The organism is Pseudomonas shirazensis (assembly GCF_050496565.1).
GTDB lineage: Bacteria > Pseudomonadota > Gammaproteobacteria > Pseudomonadales > Pseudomonadaceae > Aquipseudomonas > Aquipseudomonas shirazensis_A.
In genome coordinates, this window is record NZ_JBNWAE010000006.1 from 85,606 (window position 1) to 103,571 (window position 17,966).

Genomic DNA, 17,966 nt, shown 5'->3' on the forward strand with positions numbered 1-17,966 from the left:
CACAAGGCCGCTCCTACACGGGCCAATGCGGTTTATGGGCAGCATTCAAGCACAACGCGCCCGCGCTGGGCACTGCGCTTTGTGCAGGTTCAACGCGGTGTTGATGATGCCGATATGGCTGAACGCCTGGGGGAAGTTGCCGAGCATGCGCTGCCCGGTTGGGTCGTATTGCTCGGCCAGCAAACCGAGGTCGTTGCACAGCCCGAGCAGGCGCTGATACAGCGCCTCGGCCTGCTCAGGGCGGCCCTGCAACACGTACACGTCAGCCAACCAGAACGAACACACCAGAAACGTCCCCTCCCCCGACGACAGCCCGTCGCCGCAACTGTCAGTGTCATAGCGCAGCAACAGGCCATGCTTCAGCAACCGGCTTTCGATCTGCTCCAGGGTCCGGACAAAACGTGGATCGTCGGCTGGCAAGAATCCGGTCAAGGCAATCTGCAGCAGGCTGGCGTCCATTTCGCTGGAGCCGTAGGCCTGAACGAAATGCTCACCGCTTGGGTCGAGCCCCTTGGCACAGACTTCGCGGTGAATCTCGTCCGCCACCCGGCGGTAATGCTGGCCGCGCTCAAGCTCCTCTTCGGTGGTCTCCGCCAGGCTCGCGGCACGGTCAAAAGCGACCCAGGCCATGACCTTGGAATGCACGAAGTGCTGGGTGCCGCCGCGCACTTCCCAGATACCCTCATCCGGCTCGCGCCAGATGCTTTCCACATACGGCAGAATCAACCGCGCAATCGCCGCACTGCGGGGGTGACGCGGCAGGCCGCCCTTGATCGCCTGGGTCATGGCATCGGCTACTTCGCCATAAATATCCAGCTGATGCTGGCCTGCCGCAGCGTTGCCGACCCGCACTGGCTGGGAGTGCTCGTAACCAGCCAGCCACGGCAGCTCATACTCCTGCAGATCACGTTCGCCGGCCAGGCCGTACATGATCTGCATCTGCTCAGGGTTGCCCGCCACCGAACGCAGCAGCCATTCGCGCCAGGCCTGCGCTTCGTCGAAGTAGCCCAGGTTCATGAAGGCCAGCAAGGTCATGGTCGCATCGCGTAGCCAGCAGTAGCGGTAGTCCCAGTTGCGCTCACCGCCGACCCGCTCCGGCAGCGAGGTGGTCACCGCCGCGACGATGCCGCCCGTGGGCGCATAGGTCATCGCTTTGAGAGTGATCAATGAACGCCGCACCTGCGCGCTGTAGCGGCCAACGTCAGGGCAGCGGCCCGCAAAGCTCTGCCATTCGTTGAGGGTATGGGTAAACGCTTCGTCCACATCGCAGTCAGGCTGCACCGGCAGATGCGAAGGCTGATGGCGCAGGCTGAACACCTGGCGCTCGCCGGCAGCGACGCGAAAGCGCACGCCGGTATGGTGATCCCAGGCATGGGTGGCGATGCTGCTCGCGAGGATCAGACGATCAGGCCCAGCCACGGCGCTGAGGGTCAGCGGGTCGATCTTTTCCACCCACGGCACGCTGCGCCCGTAATCAAAACGCAGCACCAGGTCCATCTCGAAGCTGGTCTCGCCAGCAAGCCCTTCGACAATGCGAATCACCGAGTTGGTGTCACCCAGCGGCATCAGATCGAGCACCCGCGCCCGACCGCTGGCGGTGCTGTACACCGTTTCCAGAATCAGGCTGTCTTCGAGGTATTGGCGGGTGCTGCTCTGGACTGGATCGGAGGGCGCCAGGCGCCAGCGGCCGTTTTCTTCGTTGCCGAGCAAGGCGGCAAACACCGCCGGGGCATCGAAGCGCGGCAGGCATAGCCAGTCGATCGAGCCGTCGCGGCTGACCAGGGCGGCGCTACGGCAGTTGCCAAGCAGAGCGTAGTCTTCGATCGGGGCTGGCATTGAAACTCCTTGGCATGGGTTGAACAGGTTTGGCGGGGTAAATCACCGAAAAGTTCTACCGACCCAGCAACATCAGCCCAGGCTGTGCCACTCGCGCTTGTCACGGCTGAGCAGCTCGTTGCCCGCTTCCGGACCATCCTCGCCGGCGGGGTATTCATGCACCTTGCTCTCGCTGGCCCAGGCATCGAGAAACGGCTGCACGGCACGCCAGCCGTTTTCGATGTTGTCAGCGCGCTGGAACAGCGTCTGGTCACCGGTCAGGCAGTCGTAGATCAGCGTCTCGTAGCCGGTCGCCGGCGGCATCTTGAAGAAGTCCTTGTAGGCAAAGCCGAGCTCGACATTCTCCATGATCATCTCCGGGCCCGGGCGCTTGGCCTGCAGGTCGAACCACATGCCTTCATTCGGCTGGATCTGGATTTTCAGGTAATTGGGCTTGGGCCGCTCCAGTTCCGATTCACGAAACTGCGCGTACGGCGCCGGCTTGAAGCAGATGGCGATCTCGGTGTCGCGCACGCTCATGCGCTTGCCGGTACGCAGGTAAAACGGCACCCCAGCCCAGCGCCAGTTGTCGATCATCACCTTCAAGGCAACGTAGGTTTCGGTCTGGCTGTCGGGGGCTACGTTGGCTTCTTCGCGGTATCCCGGCACGCGCTTGCGGCCTTGCTTGCCGACGCTGTACTGGCCGCGTACCGAGTTCTTCAGGGCCATCTTGGTCGACCAGGGGCGGATGGCGCCGATCACCTTGGCCTTCTCGCCGCGCACCGCATCGGCGCCGAATGCCGCTGGTGGCTCCATGGCGACCATGGCCAACAGCTGGAACAGGTGATTGGGGACCATGTCGCGCAACGCGCCGGTGTTGTCGTAGAACGCACCACGAGTTTCGACGCCGACGGTCTCGGCAGCGGTGATCTGCACATGGTCGATGTAGTGATTGTTCCAGAACGATTCGAACAGGCCATTGGAGAACCGGCTGACCAGGATGTTCTGCACCGTCTCCTTGCCCAGATAATGGTCGATGCGATAGATCTGGCGTTCATGCATGACCTTGAGCAGGCAGGCATTGAGCGCCTCGGCACTGGCCAGGTCGGTGCCAAACGGTTTTTCGATCACCACCCGGCGAAAGCCTCCAGCCGACTCATCGAGCAAGCCCGCCTCGCCCAGCCGCTGCGCTACCTCAGGGAAGAATCGCGGCGACGTGGCCAGATAGAAGATGGCGTTGCCATGGCGGGTGCCCTCGACGCGCTTGGCCAAGGCCTGATAGGTGGCCGGATCAAGGAAATCACCGGTCTGGTAATCCAGCCGCTTGGCCAGCCGCGCCCAGACCTTTTCATCGAGGTTCTTGGTCGCGCCCTCGCCCTGCTCGCGGTTGGCCATGAAACTGTGCAGGCGCTCGGCAAACTCCTCGGCACTGGCAGCGTTGTGGTCAACGCCGACGATACGCAGATTGCGATCGAGCAGGCCGTCGCGGCTGAGGTTGTACAGCGCCGGCATCAGCAGGCGCTTGACCAGATCACCACTGGCGCCGAACAGAAACAACGTGCACGGCGGTGCTGCGGGTATCTTCGCTTGGCTCATGGGCGCTTGTTCTCGACATGCCCACCGAAGCCCAGGCGCATGGCCGACAGGACCTTGTCGCCGAAGGTGCCCTGCTGCTGGCGTGAACGGAAGCGGGCAAACAGCGCGCTGGACAAGACCGGTACCGGCACGGCCTGCTCGACGGCGGCGTCGATGGTCCAGCGGCCTTCACCGCTGTCCGACACCGAACCACTGAACTGGGCCAAGGCCGGGTCTGCGACCAGCGCGTCGGCAGTCAGGTCGAGCAGCCACGAGGTGACCACGCTGCCACGGCGCCAGACTTCGGCGATTTCTGCCACGTTCAAATTAAAGCGCTGGGCCTCCGGCAGTTCTTCACCGCCCTTGCTGCGCAGCAGGTCGAAGCCTTCGGCATAGGCCTGCATCAAGCCGTATTCAATGCCGTTGTGGATCATCTTCACGTAGTGGCCGGAGCCTGCCGGGCCAGCATGGATATAACCATGCTCGGCACGGGCGTGCTCACCTTCGCGGCCCAGGGTGCGGGGGATCTCGCCAACGCCTGGGGCCAGGGCGCTGAACAGCGGCTCAAGACGCTCGAATACGTCCTTCTCACCACCGATCATCATGCAGTAACCACGCTCCAGGCCCCACACGCCGCCGGAGGTGCCGACATCCAGATAATGCAGGCCACGCAGGGACAGCTCGGCTGCGCGGCGCATGTCGTCTTTGTAGAAGGTATTACCGCCGTCGATGATCGCATCGCCCGGCTCGAGCAGGTCGGCCAGCTGGCGGATGGTCTGCTCGGTCGGCTCACCGGCCGGCAGCATCACCCACACGGCGCGCGGGGCTTTGAGTTTTTGAATCATTGCACCCAAGTCGTGGGCACCTTGGGCGCCTTCATTTTCCAGGGCGGTGACCGCGTCGCGGTTGCGGTCATGGACCACGGTACGATGCCCGGCACGCATCAGCCGTCTTGCAATATTGCCGCCCATGCGGCCCAGCCCGACGATTCCCAGTTGCATGTGGCGTCGCTCCCCTCAGAAATAGATAACAAGGCGTTTCAGGTTTTCAGATTAGTCCAGCTCATCGGCAAAGGGTTCAGCGACGAACGGCCTGACCACCATAAACAAAAAAGTTCCCAAGCTTGCAGAAAGAATTCAGAATGCGCGCCGTATGAGCGGCTACGCTTAGAATGTCACTAGCCAATTGCGAGGTGTGCAATGGGTACCTTGATGCAAAACACTCCCGTCCAGACCCTTTTTGTTTCCGTTCGCCGTGATGAACTGCGTCGTCTGAAGGAAGAGCGTGACCTGCTGTTGCAACAGGTCGCGCAGTTGAGCCTGCAGCTTGAGCAGGGCAAAAACAGCGAAAAGTCCCTCATTAGCTGAGGCCCTTTACCTACATTTATCCCGCGCAGTTGTTTCTACCTTGGAAGCCTCGCAGGCCCATCCGGCGGCCTGCTTCCAAGGAGTTTCAGCATGAATCGCACCTCCCTCTACTTATCTGTAGTGTTCCTGTGCTTGCCTGCGTACGCGACGGCGGCGATCACACAGTGCCAGCCAGTCGCCGACGATGACGTGCTGTCGCTGTTCAGCCAATGGAATGCCAGCTTGCAGACCGGTGATCCTGCGGCCGTGGCCAAACTCTATGCAGCAGACGCGCTGTTGCTGCCCACGGTGTCCAGTCTGCCGCGGTTGAACACTGCCGAGCGTATTGATTACTTCAAGCATTTTTTGGCTGACCGCCCATCCGGCACACTCAATAGTCACCACGTCAGCATCGGTTGCAACCAGGCATCACTGGCCGGGCTGTACACATTCGATTTTGCGGCGACCGGCAAGCAAGTGGCCGCTCGATATACCTTTACCTACAACTGGACCGGCAGTGAGTGGCTGATCAGCCATCATCATTCCTCGCTGCTGCCTGCTGACTGAAGCTTGTGGAAGGCTTTGCAGGGCACGGCAGGCGGGCGCCAAAAGAGCTGCGCGGCAGACAATAAATAAGTTGAATTGGGAACCATTCGCTTTTATCTTGCGCCCGGTCCTCAATCAACTGTGCCTGTCTGCCAGGGGCGTCGCATGTCGCTGCATGAAACAGATTCGATCATCCCTCTTGATGTGCTCTACGGTACCCAGCGCAGCTGGCTGCAGGCATGGCTGCGGCGTTCGCTGGGCTGCTCGCAGCAGGCTGCCGACCTGGCGCAGGACACCTTCGTGCGCTTGCTCGTGCGTAACCAGCCGATCAGCGACCGCGCGCCGCGGGCGTTGCTGGCGCGCATCGCCCGCGGCCTGGTGATCGACCACTGGCGCCGCGATGCACTGGAACGCGCCTACCTTGAGACCCTGGCCCTGCAGCCAGCGGCCAGCTTCCCTTCGCCTGCAGTTCGCCATGAGGCGCTGCAATGCCTGGAGCGCATCGCGCAGATGCTCGACGGCCTCAAACCTGCTGTGCGTGAGGCGTTTCTGCTGTATCAGTTGAGCGGAATGACCCACACGCAAGTGGCCGAGCAGTTGGGTACTTCCTGCCGCACGGCCGAGCGGCACGTCGCCAGCGCCCTGCTCCACTGCTATCGGGTGTGCTTCGAGGACGCCCTGTGAACGCGAGCGCGGAGCGACTGCCGGAGGCGATCGTGTGCAAGGCCATCGAGTGGCAGATGCGCCTGCGCGATCAGCCGCACCACCCCGAGTTGCAGGCGCAGCTAATGGCGTGGCGGCAGCGCGATGGCCGGCATGAGTTGGCCTGGCTGCGTTGGGCCAGTTGGCGGGTCAGTTTGACCCCGGGCGGTTACCGGACGCAGCGCAGACCTCGGCAGTGTTACGCAGGGCCGAGGTTGATGTGGGTCGACGGCGGATGCTGTCGTTGCTTGGGGTGGGTTTGGCGGTTGGCAGTGGCGCCTTGCTGTTGAGCCATACCGCGCCTGGCTGGCGGAGTGACTTTGCCACGGCTACCGGGGAGCGTCGACGGGTGCCGATGGCCGCTGGTGGTGAGGTGCTGTTGAACACCGACAGTGCAGTGGATATCGAGGCTGGTCGGGTGCTGCTGCGATCGGGTGAGGTATTGCTGGATGGGCCTAGCTGGGTTGCCGGTTGCCGCTTCGCCAGTTGTGAAGGGCGCGGAGCGCGAGCGGTGGTGCGGGAGCGGGCTGGGTTCACTGAGGTGCATGTGGCGCGGGGGCAAGTGCTGGTGTGCTCGGCTGGCGGGGTGCAGCAGTTGGCTGCGGGGGATGGGGTGGCGGTGGATGGCGCAGGGGTCAGGCCGTTGGTTGGCGTGGGCATCGATCCATTTGGTTGGAGTCGGGGGGTGTTGGTTGCCAGTGATGTGGGGCTTGGGGAGTTTTTGGCCGAGGCTGGGCGGTATCGGGTTGGGTGGCTTGGGTGTGATGCTGAGGTTGCCGGGTTGCGTTTGAGTGGGGTGTTTCGTTTGGGTGACCCTGAGGGGTTGCTGGGTAATATCGAGCGGTTGTTGCCGGTCAGGGTGGTGGAGCGGACGCGGTGGTGGGTTCGGGTTGTGGCGGTTTGATCTGTGGTTTGCTGCTGGTTTTGTGAGCTTATCCATTTGATTTATTGCGAGTTATGGCCCCTTTCGCCCTTACGGCGAGTCCCTTTTGGTCGTGGCCAAAAGGAACCAAAAGCCGTCGCTCCCACATACGGCCCCTACGCTGCGCTGCGGGGTTCCCTCACTCCGGCATTGCTCCCGGGAGGACCGCGCTGAACGGGCCATCCTGGCCCGCAGCGCTTGCCGGCCATCCATGGCCGGCACCTCCCTTCGCAATGCCTGCGTTCGGCCTCCTGAGGTCGCTGGTAGATCAAGATCAAGAGCACGCCTCGCTGCGCTGGCGCAGAGCGGGATTGCTGTGGCTGTCTGATTTTTGTTTGGTTTAAGATCGCCGGGGCTGCTGCGCAGCCCTTTCGCGACACAAGGCCGCTCCTACAGGGACCGCGTAAGTCGCTGGTACGCGGTGTCTGTAGGAGCGGCCTTGTGTCGCGAAAGGCCAGCGGAGCTGGCCCGGCAATCTAACGGCAGACACGATCGCGAACCCCCACTGACCCGCTCTGCGCCAGCGCAGCGAGGCGTGCTCTTGATCTTGATCTTGATCTACCGGCGACTCAGGAGGCCGAGCGCAGGTCTTGCGAAGGGAGGTGCCGGCCATGGATGGCCGGCAAGCGCTGCGGGCCAGGAGGCCCGTACAGCGCGGTCCTCCCGGGAGCAAGACCGGAGCGAGGGAACCCCGCAGCGCAGCGAAGGGGCCGGATGTGGAGCCAAGCATTTTTTTGGTTACTTTTTTGGGGCGTCTGCCAAAAAAGTGACTCGCCGTAAGGGCGAAAGGGGCCCACAAACCCACCACAAAAAACGGATAAGCCCCAAACCCCAAAAGCAAAAAACCCCAGCACCACCAAAGGCACCAGGGTCTCTCACTCACAAGCCAACCAAATCAGCTATCAGGAAGGCACAACCACAGCCTGCCCACTCATAGCCAGATCAACCAACTCCCGGTTAGCCACCGCATACATCGCATAGTCATGCCCCGAAGCACTGCGCAGGTCATCCAGCATCGCGCGCCAGCGCTCCACCATCACCCGCCGCTGCTCGGCCCACAACGCCACCCGCGCATCCATGTCCTGCGGCGCATCGGCCATCTGCAGCACAGAAATGGTGATCGCCCGCTGCTGCAGGTCGATGTCATCACGGAACGCCTCACGCGCCAGCGCCTGCCAGTTGTTCTCCACCGGCAAGTTGCTGATCTCCTGCAGGTACCAGGTCAGATCCAACGCACTGCCCACCGCGAAGAACGCCTTGGCCACCTGCGCCGGGTCATGCCCGGTCACATCCGAAGCCTCGATGATCGGCAACAGCGTGTACAAGTGGGTGGTGCCGGCAACCATCCGCGCCAGCAGCTCAGGCACGCCAGCCTCGACGAAGCCCTGATAACGCACCTGCCAGCGATCACGGGTCGGCCCTTCCAGCAGCTCGTCCAGTTTCAGCCCAAGCTGGGCGATCTTCGGCCCGAAGTGCGCCACATCACGACCGGCATCCTGCTCGTTGCGACGGCTACGCAGGAACCAGCGCGTAGCGCGGCGGCCTAGACGCATCAGCTCATCCATCAAGGTCAGCTGAATCTCGGCCGGAACTTGATAGTCCAGTGCCTCGATCTGGCGGAACCAGTGCGGCAGATGGAAGATGTCACGCACGATCACATAGGCCCCGGCGACGTTGGCCGGGCTCATGCCAGTCGACTCCTTGAGGCGCTGAACAAAGGTGATGCCCATGTTGTTGACCAGGTCGTTGGCGATCTGGGTGCTGACGATCTCGCGCTTCAGACGGTGACGGCGCATGGCCTCGCCGAACTGATTAAGCAGTGACGGCGGGAAGGCCGTCTCCATGTCGCGGGTCAGGTAGTCGTCATCCGGCACCTGCGATTTCAGCAGTTGCTCTTTGAGGTCGATCTTGCTGTACGAAATCAACACCGACAGCTCGGCCCGGGTCAGGCCCTGGCCTGCAGCCAGACGCTCGGCCAGTTGCTCTTCGGACGGCAGGAATTCGATCGCCCGATCAAGCTTGCCGCGCGCTTCCAGGTCGGCCATCAGGCGCTTGTACTCGGCAATCCGCTCGCGTACGCGACGGGCCGCCAGCGACAGCGCCTGGGTCTGCTTGTAGTTGTTGCCCAATACCAGCGCGCCAACTTCTTCGGTCATGCTGCCGAGCAGCTGGTTGCGCTGCTTCTCGGTCATGTCGCCACCCTGCACCACTTCGTTGAGCAGGATCTTGATATTGACTTCGTGGTCGGAGCAGTCGACGCCACCGGCGTTGTCGATGAAGTCGGTGTTGGTCGCGCCGCCGTTGAGGCCGTACTCGACCCGGCCAAGCTGGGTCATGCCCAGGTTGCCGCCCTCGCCCACTACCTTGCAGCGCAGCTCATTGCCGTTGACGCGCAAGGCGTCGTTGGCCTTGTCGCCGACGTCGGCATGGCTTTCGCTGCTGGCCTTGACGTAGGTACCGATACCGCCGTTCCAGAGCAGATCAACCGGCGCCTGCAACAGCGCGTGCAGCAGCTCGGTCGGCGTCAGACGGTCGGCTTCGATGGCGAAGCGTTCCTTCATCTGCGGGCTGATGCTGATGCTCTTGGCGCTACGCGGGAAAATCCCGCCACCTTCGGACATGATGCTGGTGTCGTAATCGGTCCATGCCGAACGTGGCAGGTCGAACAAGCGCTGGCGCTCGGCGAAGCTGCTGGCCGGGTCCGGATTAGGGTCGATGAAGATGTGCAGGTGGTTGAAGGCAGCCACCAGCTGCAGCTTGTCGGACATCAGCAAGCCGTTGCCGAAGACGTCACCAGCCATGTCGCCGACGCCGACCACCGTGATCGGATCTTCCTGGACGTTGATGCCACGCTCACGGAAGTGGCGCTGCACGCCCACCCAGGCGCCGCGGGCAGTGATGCCCATTTTCTTGTGGTCGTAACCGGCCGAACCGCCCGAGGCAAATGCGTCACCGAGCCAGAAGCCATAATCGATGGCAATGCCGTTGGCGATGTCGGAGAAGGTCGCGGTGCCTTTGTCGGCTGCCACCACCAGGTACGGATCGTCATCGTCATGCCGCACCACGTTGGCCGGTGGCACGACGCCGCCGTCCTTGAGGTTGTCGGTGATGTCGAGCAGGCCCGAAATGAAGATGCGGTAGCAGGCGATGCCTTCAGCGGCGATGTCGTCACGGCTGCCACCCAGCGGCAGGCGCCGTGGCAGGAAGCCGCCCTTGGCGCCGACCGGCACGATTACCGAGTTCTTCACCTGCTGGGCCTTGACCAGGCCGAGCACTTCGGTGCGGTAATCTTCTTCACGGTCCGACCAGCGCAGGCCGCCTCGGGCGACGTTGCCGAAGCGCAGGTGAACGCCTTCGACACGCGGCGAGTAGACGAAGATCTCGAACTTGGGCACCGGCTTGGGCAGTTCGGGGATCAGCTTGGGGTTGAACTTGAAGCTGAAGTACGACTTGGCCTGGCCGCTGCTGTCCGGCTGGTAGAAGTTGGTACGCAGGGTGGCCTTGATCAGATCCAGGTAGCGACGCAGGATGCGGTCTTCGTTGAGCACCTGAACGTCATCCAGGGCGCTGTTGATGGCCTGCTCCAGACGCAGCTGCTTGTCTTCCAGATCATCCTGGGTGAGCTTGCGCGCCAGGTAGAAGCGGGTCTTGAACAACCGGGTCAGCTCGCGCGCGATGTCGGTGTGGTTGTTCAGGGTGCTGGCGATGTAGCCCAGATCGAAGCCTAGACGAATCTGCTTCATGTAACGGGCGTAGGCGCGCAGCAGCGCCACATCACGCCATGGCAGGCCGGCGGTCAGTACCAGGCGGTTGAAGGCGTCGTTTTCGGCGTCGCCCTTGACGATATGGATGAAGGCATCCTGCAGGGTGTCGTTGAGCTGCTGGATATCCAGGCTCAGGCCTTCGCTGTAGGTGAAAGCAAAGTCGTGGATCCAGTACTCGCGGCCATTAGCGTGGCGCAGGCGGTACGGGAACTCACCCAGCACACGAAGGCCAAGGTTTTCCAGGATCGGCAGCACGTCCGACAGCGCCAGCGGGGTATCGGCGTGGTATAGCTTGCAATGCAGCTGACGTTCGCCGTACTGGCTCAGCGGCTGATAGAAGCTCATCGCCAGCGGCTTGGCTTCGTTCAGGGCCAGCACATGTTGCAGGTCGACCACCGCCGAATGGGCGCCAAAGCGCTCGCGGTAACCCGCCGGGAAGCCCTTGGGGAAGTCGGCGAGGATATTGGTGCCCTGGGCTTCGCCGAAGTTTTCCACGACCAGTGCGGAGTAATCGTCCTGCCACGAACGGCAGGCCTGAATCACTTCGTTTTCCAGCTGTTGTGGATCGATGTCGATGCGGTTCTTCGGGTCGACCCGCAGAATCAACTGCACACGCGCCAGCACCGACTCGGAGAAGAACGTCCAGAATTCGCAGTCGCTGGCTTTCAGGCGCTCCATCAGCACTTGCTGGATTTTCTGGCGTACTTCGGTCGAGTAGATCTCGCGCGGCACATAGGCCAGGCAGTAGCAGAAGCGGCCGTAAGGGTCTTTGCGCAGGAACACGCGGATCTTGTTGCGCTCCTGGATCTGCACGATCGACATGACCGTATTGGACAGCTCGTCGATCGGGGTCTGGAACAGGTCGTCGCGCGGCAGCACTTCAAGCACCTGCGCCAGTTCCTTGCCCAGGTGGGCCTTGGCGTCGAAACCGGAGCGGCGCTCGACTTCGGCTACCTTGCCGCGGATATACGGGATGGCATGCACGCTCTCGCCATACACCGACGAGGTGTACAGGCCCATGAAGCGGCATTCCTTGATGACCTTGCCGTCGGCATCCAGCTGGCGGATCGACACATAGTCCGGGTAGGCCGGGCGGTGCACACGGCTCGGCAGTGCAGCCTTGGCGAAGGACAGCAGCAGCGGCTCGTTGAGGTAGGCCACAGCGTAGTCTTCGATGCGCAGCTCTTCGGCGGTCAGGCCGATGCGCAGGCGACGGGGCAGACCGAGGAAGGACTGCTCGTCGTAGTTCATGCGACCGCCGTCGGCGCCGCCCTCTACGGTAAATTCTTCGTAGCCAAGGAAGGTGAAGTGGTTGTCCAGCAACCACTCGAGGAACGCCTTGACCTCGGCCTTCTCGTGCTGGGCTTGCGGGTACGGAGTCTGCTCGACCAGCGCCGCCACTTCGCGCAGCTTGGCTTTCATCGGTTCGAAGTCGGCAACCGCAACGCGCACTTCAGCCAGGACCTGTTCGATTTCCCGGGCCAGCGAGCTCAGTTCGGCTGCGTTGGCACAACGGTCGATTTCCAGGTACATCAGCGATTCATGTTGAACGCCGTCACCGTGGGTGCCTTTGGGCAGCAGCTCGAGCAGCTCGCCTTTGGCGCCGCGGCGCACGCTGAGCACGGTGGTCTGCAGGGTGTGGATGCTGTAGCCGCGGCGGTTCAGCTCGGTGCGTACCGAGTCGACCAAAAACGGCAGGTCATGGTGCAGGACTTCGACCACGCTGTGGGTCGACTGCCAGCCATTGCGCTCGTAGTCGGGGTTGTACACCCGCACCAGCGGGGTTTCAGGGTCGAAGCGCTCGATGATGCGCCAGGCAGACAGGGTGCAGCCAGCCAGGTCGGAAAGCCGCCGCTGGGTAAGTTCGTCCAGAGAGATGATGCCGAAGAACTGTTCGGCGAACAGTGCCACTTGTGGCAGTGACTGTTCGCTGATGTGCTGCGCCAGGGCCGCTTGCAGTTGGTGCTGGAAGTCGGCTTTGCTGGCTGCGGTGAAAAACGCCATCTGTGGTACTCCGCTTGGGCTTTGTTTTGTAGTGAAGCGTCGTGCATGTGCGTGTTGCCTGGGATCAACAATAGCAACCCGCGGCAAAACAGGCCGATGAAACCAGGCGCTGAGCGTGTTCGCCACGCTCATCTGTTGGGTACCTGCAAAAGCGACTGCCAGTGGCTGTGCCTTTACGGGGACCCATCGACTGCGCAGCTTAACGACTGAGCGGTCACCGCGGCTTGCAGCGCTGCGACATATTCGGTCAATGCCCGGTAACATTCGTTTATGGAACGGCCCAAGACTGGCAGAATTCCATTTCATTTCGTCAATTCGAGCCGACCATGCAACTGACCACCCCCATGCTCTTCGCCACCCCCTGCGATGATGAAGAAGACAACATGGCGACCCTGTGCTGCCACAGCGACCAGGGCCAGATGTTCCTGCTGACCCGCTATCCGGACGAAGACACCGTCGACCTGACCCTGGACGATGAGCCGTCGACCCTGGACGGCATCAAAATCACCTTCAGCGCCAAGCGCCTGCTGCTGGAAGTTGCTGCCGGTGACACCGACGCCCTCAAGGGCGACGAGACCCTGGAGATCGTACTGACCAGTGACGGCAATGATCTGGCCGAGATCGACGAGACCTTGCGGATCATTCTGAACGGCACCGGCACCTACGTGAGCGAGCTGTAACCTGGCTGAGTTGGAGAAATAATTGACAGACACAGCGGGCAACGGGCATTGTCTGACAACCTGATCAATAGGCAACTCGTCCATGCTAGAGCTACAGCGCCCAGATACCCTGGTAGAACGGGTCGTCGGCGCCATCCGTGCGGAAATCGACAGCGGCCGCCTGGCTGCCGAAGCGCGCCTGCCCACCGAACAGCAACTGGCCGAGCAACTAAACGTCAGCCGCTCGGTGGTGCGCGAGGCAGTGGCTCAGCTCAAGGCTGATGGGGTGCTCATCGCCCGGCGTGGCCTGGGCTCGTACATCTCACAGACGCCCCATGGCACGGTGTTTCGCTTCCCCGGCAGCAACGGGCGCAAGCCTGACCTGGTGCAGATGTTCGAAATGCGCCTGTGGATCGAAACCCAAGCGGCCGCCATCGCTGCCCGTCGCCGTGACGCCAGCGACCTGAGCAACATCGCTGCGGCGCTGGAGCAGATGCTCGACCCGCGCAATGACCTCGCTGCCGCTGCGGCCGCCGACGTGGCCTTTCACCGAGCCATCGCCGAGGCCAGCAAGAACGACTACTTCGTCGCCTTTCATGACTTTCTCGGCAGCCAACTGGCCGCCGCGCGGCAGCGTGCCTGGGAGAACTCGGCGTCGCCTGCGGTGGGCGGCCCGGCAGACGCCAACCGGGAACATCAGGCGTTGTATCAGGCCATCGCCGATGGCGACCGTCACGCCGCTGCGAGCTGTGCCGAAGCGCATCTGCGGGCCTCGGCCAAACGCCTGAAAATCGAGCTTCCCGAACTGAACTGAGCAAACCGACCCCTGCCCTATCAGGGCGGGGTTTTTAACGCACCACTTAGTCTGACAACCTGATAAGCAGATCCACTGACAAGAATGCCAAGGTACCCTGCATGACTTACGACTACTTGATCATCGGCGGCGGCATCGTCGGCCTGGCCACCGCGATGGCACTGCTCGATCAGCGCCCCGGCGCTTCGTTGCTGATCGTGGAAAAAGAGGCCAGCCTCGGTCGCCACCAGACTGGCCACAACAGCGGCGTGATCCATGCCGGGATTTACTACGCGCCTGGCAGCCTCAAGGCCGAGCTGTGCAAACGCGGCGCGCAAGCGACCAAAGACTTCTGCAGCGAACACGGCATCCATTTCCAGGTCTGCGGCAAACTGCTGGTTGCCTCCAATGAACTGGAGATGCAGCGCATGCAGGCGCTGTATCAGCGCTCGCAGGAAAACGGCTTGAAGGTCGAGCAGCTCGACGCCGCTGAGCTCAACCGCCGCGAACCCAACATCGCCGGGCTCGGCGCGCTGTTCGTCGATGCCACCGGGATCGTCGATTACCGAGAGGTCTGCCAGGCAATGGCCAAGGTAATCGAACGCGCTGGCGGCGAGCTGCGCCTGTCGACCAGTGTCCATTCGATCAAGGAATACTCCGAGCACGTCGAAGTATGCAGCGACGAGCACCGCTGGCAGGCACGCCAGCTGGTGGCCTGTGCGGGTTTGCAGTCCGACCGCCTGGCACGCCTGGCCGGCGTGCGCATCGATCACCAGATCATCCCGTTCCGCGGCGAGTACTACCGCTTGCCTGCGAGCAAGAACCAGATCGTCAACCACCTGATCTACCCGATTCCGGATCCGCAACTGCCGTTTCTGGGGGTCCACCTCACCCGCATGATCGACGGCAGTGTCACTGTCGGGCCAAACGCGGTACTCGGCTTTGCCCGCGAGGATTACCGCAAGTTCGCCCGCAACTGGGCCGATATCGGCGAATTCGCGCGCTTCCCGGGCTTCTGGAAAACACTCTGGAACAACCTCGGCTCGGGCACTGCCGAGATGAAGAACTCGCTGTTCAAACGCGGCTATCTGCAGCAGTGCCGCAAGTACTGCCCGTCGCTCGAGGTCGACGACCTGCTGCCTTACGAAGCCGGCATCCGTGCCCAGGCGGTGATGCGTGACGGCAGCCTGGTACATGACTTTCTGTTCGCCGAGACACCGCGCATGGTGCATGTCTGCAATGCGCCCTCGCCCGCTGCCACCTCCGCCATCCCCATCGGCCAGATGATCGCCGAAAAGATCCTCAACGCCCGCTGAGCTGCACCCCTAACTACAAAGACAATAAGGACCATCAGATGTCGGTACATCAAGCAGCAGTGACCGCAAGTGAAACCCCCGAACAGACACGCAAACGCCTGCGCAAAGTGGCCGCAGCGACCATTTTCGGCTCGATGCTGGAGTGGTACGACTTTTACCTGTACGCGACCATGGCCGCGATCGTCTTCTCAAAGATCTTCTTCGACGCCAGCAACCCTGCAGTAGCATCGCTGCTGGCGTTCTCGACATTCGCCATCGGCTTCATCGCCCGGCCCTTCGGCGGCGTTCTGTTCGGCTATCTGGGCGACCGGTTCGGACGCAAACACGTACTGGTGATCACCTTTTGCATGATGGGCGTCTGCACCGCGCTGATCGGCTTGATCCCAAGCTATGCAACGATCGGCGTGTGGGCGCCGATCCTGCTGGTGGTGATCCGGATCATCCAAGGCCTGGGTGCGGGCGCAGAGCTGTCGGGGGCGGCGGTTACCTCCTATGAACATGCCAGCGAAGGCAAGCGCGGCAGCCAAGGCGCCTGGCCAGCACTGGGCCTGAATCTGGGCCTGCTGCTGTCGTCGCTGACCGTCTACCTGCTGACCATGAACGGCAATGACTTCCTGCTCGCCGGGGGCTGGCGCATCCCGTTCATCGCCAGCATCGTGCTGGTGGCCGTGGGCCTGTGGGTGCGCAAGAGCATTCCGGAAACCCCAGACTTCAAGGAACTCGATCGCTCCGACGCCAAGCCGCAGGTATCACCGCTGAAACTGCTGTTCAAAAATGACCTCAAAGGCCTCGCCGTGGTGTTCTTCGTGGCCATCGGCTACAACGCCCTGAGCTACATCTTCAAGACCTTCTCGCTAGCCTACCTGACCCAGTTCAAGGGTGTAGAGGCGCACGTCACGTCGCTGTCGGTGACCATCGCCAGCCTGGTTGCGATCTTTGCCGTGCCGTTCTTCGGTTGGCTGTGCGACCGTTGGAGCAGCAAGACCGTGCTGATGCTGGGCGGCGTGCTGTCTGCCCTGTTCGCCTACCCATTCCTGCAGTTGCTGAGCACCGGCGAGCCGAGCATGATCTACCTGGCGATCGGAATCGGCACCGGGATTCTGGCACCGATGATGTTTGCCCCGCAGGGCTCGTTCCTCAGCCGCCAGTTCCCGACCCAGACGCGCTCATCCGGGTTTGGTACGGGCCGCGAAGTCGGTACCGCCGTGGCCGGCGGCCTGGCGCCGTTGGGCGGGCTGGCCCTGGTAGCCAGCTCGGCGACGCATTCCACCGACGGCGTCGCACTGATGCTGACCATTGCCGGGATACTGGTCGTGGTGTTTGCATTCTTTGACCAAGGCCGCAAGCACTCCAGCTCGAAAAACTGACGGCCGCCCGGCGCCACCGCCCTGTTGGCGACCTTACCGCAAACAGGGCAGTGGCCCGTGACGCCCAACAGCCTGTGCCAGCGATAAATTTCGCCTCTGCCATTGGTCGTCACCACCCCGGATGGATTAAAGTAGCAGGCCCTGCCCGGGCTGCCTGCTGGCAACGTCCCCGGCCCCTCTCCAGGAACCGTCGCCGATGGAACACCGTGAAGCGCTGAACGCGCTACGCACCTTTCTTTCCTCCCAGATCCTGGGCCAGGAAAAACTGGTCGAACGCCTGCTGATCGTCCTCCTTGCCGACGGCCACATGCTGGTCGAAGGCGCCCCGGGGCTGGCCAAGACCAAGGCGATCAAGGAGCTGGCCGAGGGCGTCGAGGCGCAGTTCCACCGCATCCAGTTCACTCCCGACCTGCTCCCGGCCGACATCACCGGCACCGAGATCTACCGCCCGGAAACCGGCAGCTTTGTCTTCCAGCAAGGGCCGATCTTCCACAACCTGGTGCTGGCCGACGAAATCAACCGTGCCCCGGCCAAGGTCCAGTCGGCGCTGCTCGAGGCCATGGCCGAGCGCCAGGTCAGTGTCGGCCGCAGCACCTACGACCTGTCGCCGCTGTTTCTGGTGATGGCCACGCAGAACCCGATCGAGCAGGAAGGCACCTACCCGCTGCCCGAAGCGCAGCTCGACCGCTTCCTGATGCACGTCAAGATGGGCTTCCCTGACGCGGCAGTCGAGCGGCGCATTCTGCAGCAGGCCCGTGGCGAGGCACTGAATGGCGAGACCAAGCCCGAGCGGCGGGTCAGCCAGCAGGCGATTTTTGCTGCGCGCAAGGAAATCCTCGGCCTGTACATGGCCGATGCAGTAGAGGAATACCTGGTGCAACTGGTGATGGCCACGCGCACCCCGGCCAAGTTCGACAGCGATCTGGCCGACTGGATCGCCTACGGCGCCAGCCCACGCGGCTCGATCGCCCTTGACCGCTGTGCACGCGCGCACGCCTGGCTGGCAGGGCGCGACTTCGTCAGCCCCGAGGATATCCAGGCGGTGCTGTTCGATGTGCTGCGCCACCGGGTGATCCTGTCATTCGAGGCGGAAGCGGCCGGGGTCGATCAGGACCGCGTGGTCCAGCGTATCCTCGACGTCGTCGCAGTCGCCTGAA

General features: G+C 62.6%; 14 protein-coding genes. 10 read left to right on the forward strand and 4 right to left on the reverse strand.

Going from position 1 to position 17,966, the window contains the following annotated elements:
* Positions 1–45: 45 nt before the first annotated feature.
* The 3 genes from ACQZ2L_RS10755 to gnd form a co-directional block, all read right to left on the reverse strand.
* Positions 46–1,836, reverse strand: a complete 1,791-nt coding sequence (locus ACQZ2L_RS10755; protein ID WP_430326028.1) for a glycoside hydrolase family 15 protein — start codon at positions 1,834–1,836, stop codon at positions 46–48.
* 72 nt (positions 1,837–1,908) lie between these two features.
* Entirely contained in the window at positions 1,909–3,411 is a 1,503-nt protein-coding gene (zwf, locus tag ACQZ2L_RS10760) for a glucose-6-phosphate dehydrogenase (RefSeq protein ID WP_207073050.1), read from the reverse strand.
* Positions 3,408–4,391 carry a phosphogluconate dehydrogenase (NAD(+)-dependent, decarboxylating) gene (gnd, locus tag ACQZ2L_RS10765; protein WP_430326029.1) on the reverse strand — a complete coding sequence of 328 codons (984 nt, stop codon included), beginning with the start codon at positions 4,389–4,391 and terminating at the stop codon, positions 3,408–3,410. Before gnd ends, zwf begins: the two co-directional genes overlap by 4 nt.
* Before the next feature lie 198 nt (positions 4,392–4,589).
* Here gnd and ACQZ2L_RS10770 point away from each other — a divergent pair, with 198 nt between their 5' ends.
* The 5 genes from ACQZ2L_RS10770 to ACQZ2L_RS10790 all read left to right on the forward strand — a co-directional run bounded on the left by ACQZ2L_RS10770 (position 4,590) and on the right by ACQZ2L_RS10790 (position 6,888).
* A complete protein-coding gene (locus tag ACQZ2L_RS10770) occupies positions 4,590–4,757 on the forward strand; it encodes a DUF6026 family protein (protein ID WP_178080778.1) in 168 nt (55 codons plus the stop codon).
* Positions 4,758–4,847: 90 nt separating this feature from the next.
* The gene (locus ACQZ2L_RS10775) at positions 4,848–5,303 is read left to right on the forward strand and encodes a DUF4440 domain-containing protein (protein ID WP_430326030.1); all 456 of its coding nucleotides are present in this window, start codon (positions 4,848–4,850) and stop codon (positions 5,301–5,303) included.
* 144 nt (positions 5,304–5,447) lie between these two features.
* Complete coding sequence (locus ACQZ2L_RS10780) at positions 5,448–5,966, forward strand: sigma-70 family RNA polymerase sigma factor (RefSeq protein ID WP_430326031.1); 519 nt, start codon at positions 5,448–5,450, stop codon at positions 5,964–5,966.
* 56 nt (positions 5,967–6,022) lie between these two features.
* On the forward strand, positions 6,023–6,274 hold the full coding sequence (locus tag ACQZ2L_RS10785; protein WP_430326178.1) for a FecR/PupR family sigma factor regulator: 252 nt from the start codon (positions 6,023–6,025) through the stop codon (positions 6,272–6,274).
* A complete protein-coding gene (locus ACQZ2L_RS10790) occupies positions 6,220–6,888 on the forward strand; it encodes a DUF4880 domain-containing protein (RefSeq protein WP_430326032.1) in 669 nt (222 codons plus the stop codon). Before ACQZ2L_RS10785 ends, ACQZ2L_RS10790 begins: the two co-directional genes overlap by 55 nt.
* Before the next feature lie 920 nt (positions 6,889–7,808).
* Here the strand turns inward: ACQZ2L_RS10790 and ACQZ2L_RS10795 are convergent.
* A complete protein-coding gene (locus ACQZ2L_RS10795; RefSeq protein ID WP_430326033.1) occupies positions 7,809–12,674 on the reverse strand; it encodes an NAD-glutamate dehydrogenase in 4,866 nt (1,621 codons plus the stop codon).
* Positions 12,675–13,000: 326 nt separating this feature from the next.
* On the opposite strand from ACQZ2L_RS10795, the gene ACQZ2L_RS10800 reads away from it, so the two are divergent.
* The 5 genes from ACQZ2L_RS10800 (at position 13,001) to ACQZ2L_RS10820 (ending at position 17,965) form a co-directional block, all read left to right on the forward strand.
* A complete protein-coding gene (locus ACQZ2L_RS10800; protein ID WP_430326034.1) occupies positions 13,001–13,354 on the forward strand; it encodes a hypothetical protein in 354 nt (117 codons plus the stop codon).
* An 82-nt stretch (positions 13,355–13,436) separates the two neighbouring features.
* On the forward strand, positions 13,437–14,147 hold the full coding sequence (locus tag ACQZ2L_RS10805) for a FadR/GntR family transcriptional regulator (RefSeq protein ID WP_430326035.1): 711 nt from the start codon (positions 13,437–13,439) through the stop codon (positions 14,145–14,147).
* Positions 14,148–14,248: 101 nt separating this feature from the next.
* Positions 14,249–15,442, forward strand: a complete 1,194-nt coding sequence (gene lhgO / locus ACQZ2L_RS10810; protein WP_430326036.1) for an L-2-hydroxyglutarate oxidase — start codon at positions 14,249–14,251, stop codon at positions 15,440–15,442.
* 38 nt (positions 15,443–15,480) lie between these two features.
* Positions 15,481–16,809, forward strand: a complete 1,329-nt coding sequence (locus ACQZ2L_RS10815; protein ID WP_430326037.1) for an MFS transporter — start codon at positions 15,481–15,483, stop codon at positions 16,807–16,809.
* A 196-nt stretch (positions 16,810–17,005) separates the two neighbouring features.
* Positions 17,006–17,965: an AAA family ATPase gene (locus tag ACQZ2L_RS10820; protein WP_101321346.1), complete on the forward strand. Its 960-nt coding sequence runs from the start codon at positions 17,006–17,008 to the stop codon at positions 17,963–17,965.
* Position 17,966: the final 1 nt, after the last annotated feature.

Excerpts from the sequence above, each read along its gene's own strand:
- ACQZ2L_RS10805 (WP_430326035.1), top strand. The coding sequence starts at position 13,437 with ATGCTAGAGCTACAGCGCCCAGATACCCTGGTAGAACGGGTCGTCGGC.
- ACQZ2L_RS10780 (WP_430326031.1), top strand. The coding sequence starts at position 5,448 with ATGTCGCTGCATGAAACAGATTCGATCATCCCTCTTGATGTGCTCTAC.
- gnd (WP_430326029.1), bottom strand. The coding sequence starts at position 4,391 with ATGCAACTGGGAATCGTCGGGCTGGGCCGCATGGGCGGCAATATTGCA.
- ACQZ2L_RS10785 (WP_430326178.1), top strand. The coding sequence starts at position 6,023 with ATGCGCCTGCGCGATCAGCCGCACCACCCCGAGTTGCAGGCGCAGCTA.
- ACQZ2L_RS10770 (WP_178080778.1), top strand. The coding sequence starts at position 4,590 with ATGGGTACCTTGATGCAAAACACTCCCGTCCAGACCCTTTTTGTTTCC.
- zwf (WP_207073050.1), bottom strand. The coding sequence starts at position 3,411 with ATGAGCCAAGCGAAGATACCCGCAGCACCGCCGTGCACGTTGTTTCTG.
- ACQZ2L_RS10795 (WP_430326033.1), bottom strand. The coding sequence starts at position 12,674 with ATGGCGTTTTTCACCGCAGCCAGCAAAGCCGACTTCCAGCACCAACTG.
- lhgO (WP_430326036.1), top strand. The coding sequence starts at position 14,249 with ATGACTTACGACTACTTGATCATCGGCGGCGGCATCGTCGGCCTGGCC.
- ACQZ2L_RS10755 (WP_430326028.1), bottom strand. The coding sequence starts at position 1,836 with ATGCCAGCCCCGATCGAAGACTACGCTCTGCTTGGCAACTGCCGTAGC.
- ACQZ2L_RS10820 (WP_101321346.1), top strand. The coding sequence starts at position 17,006 with ATGGAACACCGTGAAGCGCTGAACGCGCTACGCACCTTTCTTTCCTCC.
- ACQZ2L_RS10790 (WP_430326032.1), top strand. The coding sequence starts at position 6,220 with ATGCTGTCGTTGCTTGGGGTGGGTTTGGCGGTTGGCAGTGGCGCCTTG.
- ACQZ2L_RS10775 (WP_430326030.1), top strand. The coding sequence starts at position 4,848 with ATGAATCGCACCTCCCTCTACTTATCTGTAGTGTTCCTGTGCTTGCCT.
- ACQZ2L_RS10815 (WP_430326037.1), top strand. The coding sequence starts at position 15,481 with ATGTCGGTACATCAAGCAGCAGTGACCGCAAGTGAAACCCCCGAACAG.
- ACQZ2L_RS10800 (WP_430326034.1), top strand. The coding sequence starts at position 13,001 with ATGCAACTGACCACCCCCATGCTCTTCGCCACCCCCTGCGATGATGAA.